Origin of the sequence: Bacillus sp. MYb56 (assembly GCF_002976445.1) — a bacterium.
GTDB classification, from domain to species: domain Bacteria; phylum Bacillota; class Bacilli; order Bacillales; family Bacillaceae_G; genus Bacillus_A; species Bacillus_A mycoides.
Genome location: NZ_PCOH01000026.1, coordinates 14,894 through 27,550, shown reverse-complemented (window position 1 = coordinate 27,550; position 12,657 = coordinate 14,894). Strand labels below are relative to the sequence as shown.

The 12,657-nt window shown below is 36.9% G+C and carries 13 protein-coding genes and 2 pseudogenes; 7 read left to right on the top strand and 8 right to left on the bottom strand.

All coding sequences use genetic code 11. The annotated features are described in order from the left end of the window. Positions 1-6 precede the first annotated feature (6 nt). On the bottom strand, positions 7-924 hold the full coding sequence (gene phaZ, locus CQ058_RS23925; RefSeq protein ID WP_078175826.1) for an intracellular short-chain-length polyhydroxyalkanoate depolymerase: 918 nt from the start codon (positions 922-924) through the stop codon (positions 7-9). A 174-nt stretch (positions 925-1,098) separates the two neighbouring features. Here phaZ and CQ058_RS23920 point away from each other — a divergent pair, with 174 nt between their 5' ends. The 4 genes from CQ058_RS23920 to CQ058_RS23905 all read left to right on the top strand — a co-directional run bounded on the left by CQ058_RS23920 (position 1,099) and on the right by CQ058_RS23905 (position 4,623). Beyond that, entirely contained in the window at positions 1,099-1,518 is a 420-nt protein-coding gene (locus CQ058_RS23920) for a MarR family winged helix-turn-helix transcriptional regulator (RefSeq protein ID WP_002033056.1), read from the top strand. 15 nt (positions 1,519-1,533) lie between these two features. Next, positions 1,534-2,733: an MFS transporter gene (locus CQ058_RS23915; protein WP_002128166.1), complete on the top strand. Its 1,200-nt coding sequence runs from the start codon at positions 1,534-1,536 to the stop codon at positions 2,731-2,733. A 99-nt stretch (positions 2,734-2,832) separates the two neighbouring features. After that, on the top strand, positions 2,833-4,092 hold the full coding sequence (locus tag CQ058_RS23910; protein ID WP_002190156.1) for a serine hydrolase domain-containing protein: 1,260 nt from the start codon (positions 2,833-2,835) through the stop codon (positions 4,090-4,092). Between the two features lie 159 nt (positions 4,093-4,251). Beyond that, positions 4,252-4,623, top strand: a complete 372-nt coding sequence (locus CQ058_RS23905) for a cupredoxin domain-containing protein (protein ID WP_002084529.1) — start codon at positions 4,252-4,254, stop codon at positions 4,621-4,623. Between the two features lie 164 nt (positions 4,624-4,787). Here CQ058_RS23905 and CQ058_RS23900 read toward each other — a convergent pair. From CQ058_RS23900 to CQ058_RS23885, 3 genes and pseudogenes are all read right to left on the bottom strand, one after another. After that, positions 4,788-5,333, bottom strand: a pseudogene (locus CQ058_RS23900) (alpha/beta fold hydrolase); the annotation flags it as partial. Positions 5,334-5,810: 477 nt separating this feature from the next. Further along, positions 5,811-7,040, bottom strand: coding sequence for a serine hydrolase domain-containing protein (locus tag CQ058_RS23890; RefSeq protein ID WP_002190157.1), 1,230 nt, complete (start codon positions 7,038-7,040; stop codon positions 5,811-5,813). A gap of 560 nt (positions 7,041-7,600) precedes the next feature. Beyond that, a complete protein-coding gene (locus tag CQ058_RS23885) occupies positions 7,601-8,770 on the bottom strand; it encodes a serine hydrolase domain-containing protein (RefSeq protein WP_002167990.1) in 1,170 nt (389 codons plus the stop codon). Positions 8,771-9,136: 366 nt separating this feature from the next. Here CQ058_RS23885 and CQ058_RS23880 point away from each other — a divergent pair. Next, positions 9,137-9,393, top strand: a pseudogene (locus CQ058_RS23880) (IS4 family transposase); the annotation flags it as partial. A 472-nt stretch (positions 9,394-9,865) separates the two neighbouring features. Here the strand turns inward: CQ058_RS23880 and CQ058_RS23875 are convergent. Beyond that, on the bottom strand, positions 9,866-10,324 hold the full coding sequence (locus CQ058_RS23875; protein ID WP_002142480.1) for a hypothetical protein: 459 nt from the start codon (positions 10,322-10,324) through the stop codon (positions 9,866-9,868). A 224-nt stretch (positions 10,325-10,548) separates the two neighbouring features. Between CQ058_RS23875 and CQ058_RS23870 the strand changes: the two genes are divergently transcribed. Next, positions 10,549-11,031, top strand: a complete 483-nt coding sequence (locus tag CQ058_RS23870) for a PRK06770 family protein (protein ID WP_105590013.1) — start codon at positions 10,549-10,551, stop codon at positions 11,029-11,031. A gap of 384 nt (positions 11,032-11,415) precedes the next feature. Here the strand turns inward: CQ058_RS23870 and CQ058_RS23860 are convergent, their stop codons facing one another. The 3 genes from CQ058_RS23860 to CQ058_RS32395 form a co-directional block, all read right to left on the bottom strand. Next, a complete protein-coding gene (locus CQ058_RS23860) occupies positions 11,416-11,691 on the bottom strand; it encodes a hypothetical protein (protein ID WP_002084476.1) in 276 nt (91 codons plus the stop codon). Positions 11,692-11,838: 147 nt separating this feature from the next. After that, a complete protein-coding gene (locus CQ058_RS23855) occupies positions 11,839-12,051 on the bottom strand; it encodes a hypothetical protein (protein ID WP_002190161.1) in 213 nt (70 codons plus the stop codon). Continuing rightward, positions 12,041-12,166, bottom strand: a complete 126-nt coding sequence (locus tag CQ058_RS32395; RefSeq protein ID WP_258169520.1) for a hypothetical protein — start codon at positions 12,164-12,166, stop codon at positions 12,041-12,043. The genes CQ058_RS23855 and CQ058_RS32395 overlap by 11 nt, the downstream gene beginning before the upstream one ends. 275 nt (positions 12,167-12,441) lie before the next feature. Between CQ058_RS32395 and CQ058_RS31900 the strand changes: the two genes are divergently transcribed. Further along, on the top strand, positions 12,442-12,591 hold the full coding sequence (locus CQ058_RS31900; protein ID WP_002142482.1) for a hypothetical protein: 150 nt from the start codon (positions 12,442-12,444) through the stop codon (positions 12,589-12,591). Positions 12,592-12,657 lie beyond the last annotated feature (66 nt).

Sequence of the window (12,657 nt, the reverse complement as noted above, 5' to 3'; positions counted from 1 at the left end):
CGGGAATTATTTATTGTCTAACCAATCCTCTACATGTTTTATAAATACATCTAAACAATCTATAAACGGTGAGTGTCCGCAATCTTCTAATATCTTCAACTCTGCATTTGGCAAATGTTTTGCTAATTCCTCACCGACTACTTGCGGTACGACGTAATCTCTGTCACCTTGTATGATGAGTGTTGGAGCTTTAATATGATGAATTTGCTTATTTCCCTCTACAACCCCATTATGTTCATCCGAAATATTAAATGTAATGAGCGCATAATTCACATCTACGAAATTACGTTGCGTTAACATATCATCTAAATACTTTTCATAACGATCCGGTTCAGGTTGATTATGTGTATATATTAATAGATTCCATACTGTACGGTAATATAATTTATTCATATTTTTTATCGCATCTAGCACTGGAGCAATTTGTACTGGATCTTGCGCGATTTCTTCTTTCGTCTTTACTAAACTTGATACGATCGGTTGCCCGTTAATATCTTTTTTAAAAATTGGATATCCCTTCATTCCCACTGATTCTACTAAAATCAACTTTTCGACAAATGTTGGATGATTCGCTGTAAATTGCATCGCAACACCACCGCCCATTGACCAGCCCATTAATGAAAATTTTTCTAGTTTTAATTGATCGATAAATAGTTTTACATCTCTTGCAAAGTCTTGTAATGAATCTATCGATTGATTATATGTTGATTGGCCAAATCCTCTTAAATCAAGAGCGTAAATATGGTATTGATCTTGCAACTTTTCAATAACTAAATCCCAGTGTTGTGACGATGTCATGTTCCCGTGAATGAGTACAAGAATTTCTGTATTTTGCCTTCCAACTTCCTGATACGCAATCGTTTCTCCGTTCGATAGTGAAACAAACTCCATTGTTGCAGGCTTAATCATCACAAGTTCCCCCATTCTATTTAATAGAAAGAAAATTCTTTACTTAATTAAAGAATACCATGTAGAATGTACGTTCTCAATACAAAATCTATACGAAATTTCCACATAAAACAACATGTCTATTACTAGACAAGTAAAATAAAAAGGTATATAGTTAGCTAGGTAACTAATTTGAAAGGATCAAAATACATGGACGAAAAACAACATTTTTTCCACATTGTCAGTCAAACTTCTCGTAAGTTTACGAAGAAATTTAATGAACGTGTATCTCCAACAGGATTATTTAGTGCGCAATGGGCTGTTATTTTCCGCATTAATCAAACTGGATCTTGTACCCAAACAGAATTATGTCAATATTTAAATGTTGAATCACCAACGATGACTCGTACGTTAACACGTATGGAAACGATGGGCTGGATTATTCGTACTGAAGGAAAAGATCGCCGTGAAAAGTTGATTTCATTATCTGATACTGCACTAAAAATGATTCCAGTATGGCAAGAAGAAGTTGATTCCTTTGAAGAAAAGACGCTAGAAGGTATTAAAGAAGAAGACTTACATGAAGCTTTTCAATTGTTACAACAAATTATCAAAAATTTAGATCATTAATATGGAGGGATGACGATGCAAAGTGAAAAACTTTGGACGAAGGATTTCCTCGGAACTTGTTTTAGTAGTCTGTTTCTCTTTTTAACATTTTACATGCTTATGACTACTCTGCCTGTCTATGTTATAGACAGCCTAAAAGGAAAACCTGAGGAAATTGGTTTAGTTGCAACTGTTTTTCTTATTTCATCTGTTTTATGTAGACCATTCACAGGAAAATGGCTCGATGATTTAGGAAGAAAGAAAATATTATTTATTTCACTTTCACTATTTTTAGCCGCTACTGTTATGTATTTCGGTACGCAAAGTTTATTTTTATTACTTGCCCTTCGCTTCTTACATGGTATTGGATTCGGAATGGCAACAACAGCAACTGGAACAATTGTAACTGATGTAGCACCAGCTCATAGACGCGGCGAAGCACTTGCTTATTACGGCGTATTTATGAGTCTACCGATGGTAATTGGTCCTTTTTTAGGTTTAACAATTATTTCTCATTTTTCATTTACTGTACTATTTATCGTTTGTTCAGTATTTTCATTACTCGCATTTTTATTAGGATTACTAGTCAATATTCCGCATGAAGCACCAGTAAACAAACAAAAACGAGAAAAAATGAAATGGAAAGACTTAATTGAACCATCTTCTATTCCAATCGCTCTTACAGGATTTGTTTTAGCCTTTTCTTATAGTGGCATTTTATCCTTTATTCCTATTTATGCGAAAGAACTCGGTTTAAGCGAAATTGCAAGTTACTTCTTTATTTTATACGCACTTGTTGTGGTCATTTCTCGTCCATTTACAGGGAAAATATTTGATCGTTTCGGTGAAAATGTACTTATCTATCCCGCTATTATTATTTTCACAATTGGGATGTTCATTTTAAGCCAAGCGCAAACTTCATTTTGGTTCCTTGGCGCAGGTATGTTAATCGGTTTAGGATACGGAACATTAATTCCAAGTTTCCAAACGATTGCAATTTCTGCCGCTCCAAACCATCGACGTGGTTCTGCGACAGCTACTTACTACTCGTTCTTTGATAGTGGCATTGGCTTCGGTTCTTTCATTTTAGGTATAGTCGCTGCCAAATCAAGTTATCATAATATGTATTTTATCGCAGCTATTATCGTTGCGTTCACTTTACTTCTATATTATGGATTACACGGACGAAAACAAAAATTCAAGAAACAAAGTACAGACGGACAAATATCTGCTTAACGTTCATAAGGAAAGTAAACTTACCCGTTTACTTTCCTTATTTTGTATTTATTTTAAGACGAGCGTATACTTATAATAGAAACTAAAGGAGGTACCTATATGAATGTAAAGAAATCTCCCCTGCTATTACTGTTACTAGTATTACTATTCGTAGTTACAGGGCTTGGGTTTACTTTTTTAAAAAATAATAAAACGACCCCCACTAAAGCAAATGTCACAAAAGAAAACTGGTTGGACGATCCTTACTTACGCTGGTCGTATACACATATGAAAGAATTCACTTTAATAAATGAAGTAAAAAACATCCCTGACCAAGTTGCTCCCTTCCCTACCGCGTTACAAAACTTAGACGATTTTGCTGTGGAGCGTAGATTTGGAAATACGACTCCTCTAAAAAAACTTTTAGACGAAAACAAAACAGATGCTTTTGTCGTTGTACATAATGGTCAACTTGTTTATGAACGATATTTCAATGGATATAACGAGAGTGAACCTCATGGAATGGCATCATTAGCAAAGGTGTTTACTGGTGCAATCATACAATCTCTCGCTGAAGAAAATCTTATTGATGTAGAGAAAACAGCTGACACTTACATAAAAGAATTAAAAAATACACCGTTTGGAAAAGCAACACTTCAGCAATTACTGGACATGCAAGTTTCCGCTGAATACCCTACTCACGGATATATGCAGCTAGGACTAGAAAATCAAGATGCACAACTATATTTAGCTAGTAATATTTTACCCCGAGGTAAAAATTACGAGGGGCCTATGAAAATTTATGATATGTTACTAGAAGCAGAAGAAACTGCACCACCTGGTTCAGCTTTTTCTTACAATAACGGATCAACTGAAACACTCGCTTGGATTATCCGAACGATTACAGGGAAATCGTTAGCTGAAAATGTAAGCGAACGAATTTGGTCTCACATTGGTATGGAAGAAGACGCTTATTACGTTACAGATGAAACAAAAGTAGAACAAGCAAGCGCTGGCTTAAATGCAACTGCTAGAGATATGGCGAGGTTCGGACAATTACTATTAAATAATGGTCAATATAGCGGAAAACAAATCGTCCCTTCTTCTATTACAGAAAGTGTGAAAAATGTACAAGAAGGTGAGCTCGCAATTGGTCATGGTGCTTCCATTTCTTATCATAATCAATGGTGGATTCCGCACAATGAACAAGGTGCTTTCGAAGTGTTAGGCAGTTACGGACAAACTCTTTACATCGATCCGAAAGCAAGTATGGTAATCGTCCACTTCTCTTCTAACGCTGCGCCTAGTAATGAAATCCATTCGGTTTATTCCGATATGTATATTGATATTGCACATCATTTGGAGAAGCTTCCACAGTAGTGGAGGCTTTTTTTATTTACCCAAATCCTATTCCAGTTAGTACTTGGTTAGTAGGAGTTGCCGAAAGAATTACTATTTAAGCCACGCCTAAACCCCATTTATATTGATAATATTTTAGTAATTTGAAAACACTAGTGCTTAGGAAAGGAGGGATTACGAATGTCTGTGAAAAAGCTATTAACTGGATTAATCATTTCACTTGCGATGATTGTAGTTATGACTACTTTAGGTTCGCTCCGTGTATTTGCCGAATCCGACGTTGTGAGACAGCCTATTGAGGTTGAATTGAATGATGATTACTTTAATCCGAGTATCATCACTGTTCCGGTTGGGAAAACGACGACGTTGCTATTGAAAAACAAAGGAAATAGAGAACATACCTTTACGGTGAAAAAACTCGGAATTGACGCCGAAGTCCCGTCAGGAAAAGAAATAACAATTACCGTAAAACCTGAAACTCCCGGTACATATGAACTAATATGTCGGTTCCACTACTTGAAAGGAATGGATGGAAAAGTAATAGTCCAATAACGAGCGGTACCGGCCCTTACAAGACAGAATTATCAATCACTGAGTATTAATATTCTATAATTGAGTAACAGCTCCAAAACTGATTTTCAATAGAAAAAAAGGGTTACAAATTCAATTGTAGCCCTTTTTCCAAGTGTTTTTGTTTTATGCGATTCCTATAATGATTATAAGAGTGAAGTATGGTTCGAAATAGCGCTGATTATATGAACCCAATCGTCGCAATGAATCTCGTGCCCCGATCCTTCGGTTAGTAATACAGCATGGGGAATTCCATTAACAAGAGCAAGACCATGCTCGTATGGAAGCACTGTATCTTCTGTACCGTGGATAACCAAAGTAGGTATATTAATTTCTTTTAACTTCCCCTCATAAGAATCATCGCCTTTAAGAAGTGAGTGATTAAACATACTGAGTAGGTTATTTGCTCGTTTTATTTCTTTTTCTACCTGCTTATAAGCCCTCTTCTCATCGAACTTATGCTTTGAACCACAGAGTAACACTGATCCTGTAACCAAGTAATTTGCAACAGATTCTTCATCCGACCAATTTAGTTTGGCCCCATTAGCATGGTAAGTGAGTATCTTCTCATCGATCGGAGGCAAATTCCGTTTGTTGTCTTCAGAGCCAAAAATACTTGATGCAATCAAAGTTATACTTAGAACTCGCTGAGGGTTCCTCAAGGCTACAATTTGAGCAATCATTCCACCCATTAGAAAAAGCAGGACAATAATATTAAATTGGCTTCCATTCGCAGGAGTTTAAGCCTTGTATTTATGACTATTTGGTTAAGCAATCGATATGTTGTGCTTAAACGTCAATATATTTAAAAAAGGATCTCTCTTGATAAAGAGAGATCCTTTTCTTATTTCTTCTTCTTTTCTGTCGGTTGGCTTTGTTTAGCGAAATTAGATGAATCATCGAAATTCGGTTGCTTTTTACCAGCATTATTACTTCTACCTTTTCCCATATGTAATGCACCTCCCCTCATCCTTACTATTCCCAATAAAAAAAATCCTCTTGCATCCAAGAGGATTTTTTATTTGGCTCTTATTAATAATGCCAAACTGTTCTCGTAGTACTTCCAACACTTCCCGTCCTGCCATAGCTTTTAACCATGGTGTTGATGGTGGCCATCATGCGTATAATTTGTCTTGGAGTTTTCCTTTAAACAATACCTAAGTTCGGTTTCAGTCTTCGATTGCTTGGTAGACCGTGGTCCAGAAGTCTTGGATAAGATGCGATGGGGCCGGAGTTGACATCCCAACCTGGGTAAACAGAATTCCAATAAACTGTTTGTCTGGATCAGCGTAAGCTGTAGTGCCAGTTCCGCCATCCCAGCCGAATTGACCGATAGACGCATAGTCTCCAAGATAGGTACGCACCCCCATCCCAAAGCCCCAGCCACCTTGTATCCCTTGTCCAAACGACAAATGGACGTTGTTTTTGGCCAAATCGTCTCGGTATACTTGTTGTTCAGGAGTAAGACGGTTGGTGGTCATCAGCTGGACTGCGGGCCTAGACAGAATCCGTTTGGTTCCGTGCATCCCTTTGTTCAACAGCATCTGCAAATACGCGTGATAGTCGTCGATGGTTGCGAGCAGCCCACCACCGCCTGCTTGAAATGCTGGAGGTTTGCTGTAACGTCCGCCTGTACCCTCATCCCACACGATGAACTCACCTGTCTGCGGATCTGGGTTGAAGGCAGGTGGAAGCCGGTCAATCTTGAGCTCAGGCACGTAGAAACCAGTGTCCTTCATTCCCAGCGGATCGAATATGTGTTCGCGCAGGAACGACTCAAATGTCTGACCCGTGACCCTGGCAACAAGAATGCCGAGCACTTCAATACTGATATGATACTGCCACCGCTCTCCGGGCTGGTAGCTTAGCGGAAGTGCACCTAGGCGACACATAAACTCATCTGGATCGGGCATATCCTGCCCTGGCGTGTCGAATATCCCACTCTCGAAGAACGCGTTCATGATCGGAGAACCCATCAACGTGAGATCCACTCCGAGACCGAATGTGGAGGTCAACAGGTCTCGTACAGTGATAGGACGCCGTGCTGGGACGGTCTCTTCCAGTGGACCATCGGGCTGTTTCAACACCTGCCGGTCAGCGAGTTCGGGCAGCCATTTGTCTACTGGATCGTCTAAATGCAGTTTGCACTCGTCGAGCAGAACCATTACCGGTGAAACTGCGATCGGCTTGCTAGTGGACGCCAATCGAAAGATCGTGTCCCGACGCATTGGTGCGCCACCATCATGCCTCATTGTTCCAAGCGCTTCGACGTGCGTCTCCCCGTTTCGGCTGACTAAGGCGACGAGCCCAGGAATCTTTCCAGAATCGACATGCTGCGCCAGTACATTGCGCATTTTGCGCAATCCTGTTTCAGAAAAGCCTTTATTGTTTTGTCCCATTTTGTTCTCCTTTAGTTTAGATTGAGATTTCTAATACATATTGACAATCAATTATTAGTTCTTCAAATAGAAAAATTCCCCTTTTTAATAATTTCGACAAAATATATTTATGTATATGGAGGCATCATACATCACTATCAACCTAAGATAAATTCATATCCATAATTCACAGAGAACGTTATTCTTTTTGTAGAAATATACAGAAAGGATGGCGATGTATTGCTATCCCATTGTAGATTAAGTAAGAAGAGGCACTTTGATGATAGTGCCTTTTCTTTATAAAAAATCCAAATGCTGGCACATAATGAATTAATAAAGATAGGCTAATTTAAATTTATGGAGATTTAATAATAAGGAATGAAATCATTGAAAACATTCATGCAACCATTAAAAATATGATTATAAGATTTGCGAATTGATTATGATATATTTGAAAAATGCCGATATACTTTCAACTAAGTAAAAAAGCCCCAAATTTTTTTAAAAATAAGTTGGGGCTTTTGAACTAGAAAAGTATATTTTTAACTATGAAAACTATGAAAAAAATTTTTCCTTTTTACCTACTTACCAAATTCAGCAAGTAAAATATTTTTAAAAGGATCAGGACTGTTAGCTCTACCCATACTGTTCAAACTGACGGCCAACGTATGCTTACCTCCAAGTATACCTCCAGCAAAAGTACTAAATCCTGGAATACCACCTGTGTGTCCCCAAATCGGGACACCGTTTGGAAGCTTAGTTTCATAGATTCCAAGACCGTATCTCCCGATTTCAGCTCTTCCTGTAGGAACTGTAGTAAGCATTTGTTTTAGTTGCTGTTCTTTCATTAATTTTCCACCGAGCAAGTAAGAAAAGAATTTGTTTAAGTCGTCAGCAGTAGAAATCATATCTCCAGCCGAGCTACCTATACTTGGATTAAAATAAGTAACGTCTTTTAGCTCACTTGCTCCGTCTGGTTGGACATATCCACGGGCATGCTTAGTGCCTGGAATAACGCTTGAATTGCCAGGTAGGAATGTATTCGACAATTCAAGCGGTTCAATAATCCGATTTTCAATCTCTTCCGCATAACTGTTTCCGGTTACTTTTTCAATAAGGATACCTAGTAATACGTATCCTGTGTTTGAATAAGACCAGCCCTTTCCTGGGGCAAAGTCTGGGGGCATCGAAAGTCCAATCTTCACTAGCTCTTCAGCGGTATACAATCTTTTTGTATGCGTAAAATCAGCTTCTTTTGACCTTGAGTATTCAGCGATGCCACTTGTATGATTCAACATCTGGCGGATAGTAATCTGTTTAGCATCATATCCATTTCCTTGAATCACACCAGGCAACCATTTTTCGATGGAGTCGTCTAGATTCAGGCGGTTCTCTCCAGCTAATTGAAGTAAAACCGTTGCGATGAACGTCTTCGTTACACTGCCAATGCGAAAGCGAAAATCTGTTTTCATTGGTTGCTTGCTGCTCAGATCCGCTACCCCAGCGGCATAACCCCAAGTTTTTCCACCCTCAGAAGTTTTAGCAAGTATCCCCGGGTATCCAAGTTGCAATGTATCCCGCATTGCTTGCTTGACGGAAGTACGATCTCGTTGAGTATTTGTTTGTAACGAACTAGATACATTTTGAGTGGGCTCTGCTTTTACAATTGAGGTTGGCGTTGTGTATAACAGGGAACTTCCAGCTATTAAAAGAGCCAGACTTGCAAATGTAATTTGACTACGTGTTTTCATAAGGCATTCCTCTCCTCTATTCATATTGTATAGGTGGTTGCTTGATATTTCATACTCACCACACAGCTATCATCTCTACCGATGATAAAAAGTCAACATTGAATTCGTAATCATCTTCATAATGATTATTTTTACAAGCTCCATTCTGTCCTAATAAACGGTAAATCCCTCTTTTTGCATGTATGTTAACCTCAGAAATTATTTCTTTTCCATGAAACACTCTTATTAACTGGTTTGTTTTTCATATATAAGTTATATCTGTTCCTCCTTTCATGCTTCTTTATATTTTCATCATACACAATGAAAATCTCTTTTTCCTTACCTATTCCTTACAAATCCCTTACGTTCAAAATAGCTTCTGTGTCTCAAATGTGCCAATTAATTCTCATCAAGAAGAAACGAGAATTAAGCGAATATAAAGCGATTTATATCATAAAAGATTATTTTCTACTTATTTATGAATCTCTACAAAAAGACACCAAAGAATTAACAAAGATATTGTTTCGTCTGTTTGATCTCTTACAGAAAAACGGACGAAAATCCCATAGGTATGATAAGAAACCGTCTTTGATATCTTAGGCGTCGTATATAACCTTTCTATGCCTCACAAGCATGTAACGTAATCCAAAAAATTAAAACCCAATAGGGTTTATCTGGTATGAAAATATTTAAAGAACTTACACTGGATCTTTAGAAAAAAGAAAAAAGCCCATCAAGCTAAGGTTTTGAAGTACCCCCTAAATGAAAATTTTCTTTCTCTACAGTTAGTTTTTTTGAGAAGTCAGCTCATTTTTTTGTTTTTGGGGTGTTTACTTTTCTTAAGTTGATGGATGTGGTCTCACCATACCATTTCGGGAAAATTGTACGTTTAGACACAATCCGGACATATTTTAAGCGTTTTCTGTACTTTAAGAGACATCTGTCCAGAAAATCTTATGTTTATGAACAGAGGATAAAACTCAATAATAGAATATTAATATTCAATTTTTATATAAAAAAATAAGCTCCGAAGAGCTTATTTTAATAATAATATCAACGCAATTATCAATGCTATTATTGAAAATACAATCATAAATAATGAAGCTCAGTCATGAGCTATCGCCCTGTTACCGTCATTGCTGCTGTGTAAATTGTATCTACAGAACCGTCAGCACTTACAATTTCAACTTTATAACGGTATGTTCCATTGTCGTAAATGTTTTCTCCATATCCTGTGAAAGTTAAAATTTCATCATTTGCTCCAGCTGGAACCCATTGATTTTGCCAATGGAAGAAAGTATCATATTCTCCCCAGTTGTCTCCATATTTCTTTTCGATGCTGACATTATAATGAATGTCCTCAGCTCGGTTATTTGTAATTCTTGCAATTACGTTTCCACCAAAAGTGTATTCCGTAGCGTGAACTTGAACTGTAACACCATTCACCGTTTCGCTAGGACCACAGATGTAATGACAATCTTCACTTGCTTGTGCTTCAGGTGTGTTAATGTTCATAACCGTCAAACCGCCGAAAGCTAAAGCTACTGTTAATGCAATTGTAGCTAATTTTTTCATGATAATTCCTCCTATTAACCGTTATAAGTGAATGTTTTTGTTTTTACGTATTCATTGCCAGCATAAAAAGATTTCTATGTCTCATTTTTATCACCCTTCAGCCATAACGAAAATTTTATACATCGTTGACTATTGATAATGATACGTTATGTAGACCTCACAGATAGATATGGGCATACAGTTCTTCTTTTATGGTACACTTCAATAAAAGGAGGGGAAGATGTTTGAAAAAGTGGATTAAAATCACATCAACCTTAGTTATTGCTATAGCAGTTGGTATTTTTACTGGCTACAAAGTCGGTACGTATGCAAGTTCAGACGTTAAGGAAAAGCAGACTGAGAGAATTAAAGGGGAAGAGGTAATACTTGACCTCAACTCTGATCGTCATATAATCAATGCAATGCACAAAATGACTCATCAAAAAGTATTATCCCACGAAAAGCAAGGATTTATCAAAATGACTCCAGAAAACATCGAAAAAGTACGTCAAGCGATTGATGAAAGTAATAGTGGAACCTTACAACATAAAGAACAGTACCTTAAGATTTTGGTTCGTTGGTATGAAGGCGATTTCTCTCAATCGGTTGAGGAACATAATTTATTATGGGAATGGGACAATAACAGCACTGGTAAAGCATACGAATTAGCGACACCGGAACAAGAAGAAGCATACATTTTAGAACAAGCGAAGTCTGAAAAACAATAAAGGGGTATCGTCACCTCGCTATCAAACTAATAAAAAGAAATGCCCCCTAAAATGAAAAAACACGCTATTCTTTCTGTAGAATCATAGGAAAGGATGGCGTTTCTGTATATTGTTACAAAAAGAATAGCGTTTTTTTCGCTTTATAAATACAATTTCTTTTTCAGTAAAAAATGTGGGTGGTCCCCCTCTAATACCCCAGAAGGAAAAGAAGAGTTTGAATTCTTTAACGTACAGGGCGTTCCATATATCATTGTAAAAGATCATGAAAATAACACTCGAAAATCAATTCTTGGATTCAGCACTCAATCATTAGAAGAGGCTATTTTATAATAATCATCACAAAAAAAGAAACGAACAAAAATGTTCGTTTCTTTTTCATGGTGTTTAATGCTCAAGAAAACTTATAACCGCATAAGTATATAGAACGACTAGAGCAAAGGCACATATTCCCATAATTATAATCGCTAGTGCGCTTTTCTCTTGTCTAAACCCTATAATTCCAAGAATAAATGCACTCCACATTGTTACCTTAAGCATTGTAGAAAGGTTGGGAATTGAATATCCACTCAACCAGGTAGAGAAACTTACAATTACGGAAAAAGAGAACAAAGTTAGAACAATAGATAATATATTAATGTGCTTCCCATACTTCAGTTGCATTTCGCTACCCCCTTTTCTTTTCATTAGTGAATAATAGGTAGATGGTTATATTTTTAATTTATTCTAATTTTTCTTAAAAATCCACAACAAAAAGAAGAGGTTGTCCCAAAAGTCGCTGAATAGTTACTTTTAGGTAACCTCTTTTCTTTATTTTTCACTTTCCTCTAGTTTAGAGATACTTGCTTCTTTTTCAGGTAACGTATCAACAAAATCCTTTTGAGATTTTAATAAGTCAGATTGTTGTATCCAATCCATAAGATCATCTAAAGATTTACGGGCTTCTTTTACATCACCAGTAATACCATTCATGTTCAGCTTATTAAATGTAGCTAAAAATTCTTGTTGAATCTCACCTTGCAATGCATTGCTTTGTTAATTTTTTATTTTCATCACTTTTTGCCTTTTGAACATTATTCATAGCTTTCCCGTTTTCATGTTTATCAAAAGCATCTTGCGCTTTCTTTAAATTTTTCAAGTTCTTCACGTTCACGCGGAGACAATTTTTCTAGTAGGGGTACCCCCCAGCACCATCAAGCTAAGAAATGCAAAAGATAAAAATTGTAAGCCAATAGATAAAAAAATAATAATTCCTTATTCAACTAACGCATGCATGAGTTAAACAACCTAAGGCTGCTTCGGTAGCCATTTTTTGTACCAACTGGCAGTTTGGTTTTCAATATGTGAAAAGGGATTTCTAAGTGATTAATTGAATATATATTTATTGTTTACTAATTTTTGGGAGGTCCCTTTATGGGAGATAAACTTTACTGTATTGCTACATATCAAGTTCTTAATGAAGAAAGAATAGGAGCTTCGCACGGTTCTATAATAATTTATAGTGCTGCTGTGACGGGATCTCCTGTTAGTGAGATAGGGTGTTTTTTAATTTATTTATCATAATAACGTACCACGAAATTGCAACTCTCGTCCTCAAGAATTATTTCTTTTGGGTGAAAGTTTTTTTAT

Excerpts from the sequence above, each read along its gene's own strand:
- phaZ (WP_078175826.1), bottom strand. The coding sequence starts at position 924 with ATGGGGGAACTTGTGATGATTAAGCCTGCAACAATGGAGTTTGTTTCA.
- CQ058_RS23920 (WP_002033056.1), top strand. The coding sequence starts at position 1,099 with ATGGACGAAAAACAACATTTTTTCCACATTGTCAGTCAAACTTCTCGT.
- CQ058_RS23915 (WP_002128166.1), top strand. The coding sequence starts at position 1,534 with ATGCAAAGTGAAAAACTTTGGACGAAGGATTTCCTCGGAACTTGTTTT.
- CQ058_RS23910 (WP_002190156.1), top strand. The coding sequence starts at position 2,833 with ATGAATGTAAAGAAATCTCCCCTGCTATTACTGTTACTAGTATTACTA.
- CQ058_RS23905 (WP_002084529.1), top strand. The coding sequence starts at position 4,252 with ATGTCTGTGAAAAAGCTATTAACTGGATTAATCATTTCACTTGCGATG.
- CQ058_RS23890 (WP_002190157.1), bottom strand. The coding sequence starts at position 7,040 with ATGGGACAAAACAATAAAGGCTTTTCTGAAACAGGATTGCGCAAAATG.
- CQ058_RS23885 (WP_002167990.1), bottom strand. The coding sequence starts at position 8,770 with ATGAAAACACGTAGTCAAATTACATTTGCAAGTCTGGCTCTTTTAATA.
- CQ058_RS23875 (WP_002142480.1), bottom strand. The coding sequence starts at position 10,324 with ATGAAAAAATTAGCTACAATTGCATTAACAGTAGCTTTAGCTTTCGGC.
- CQ058_RS23860 (WP_002084476.1), bottom strand. The coding sequence starts at position 11,691 with ATGCAACTGAAGTATGGGAAGCACATTAATATATTATCTATTGTTCTA.
- CQ058_RS31900 (WP_002142482.1), top strand. The coding sequence starts at position 12,442 with ATGGGAGATAAACTTTACTGTATTGCTACATATCAAGTTCTTAATGAA.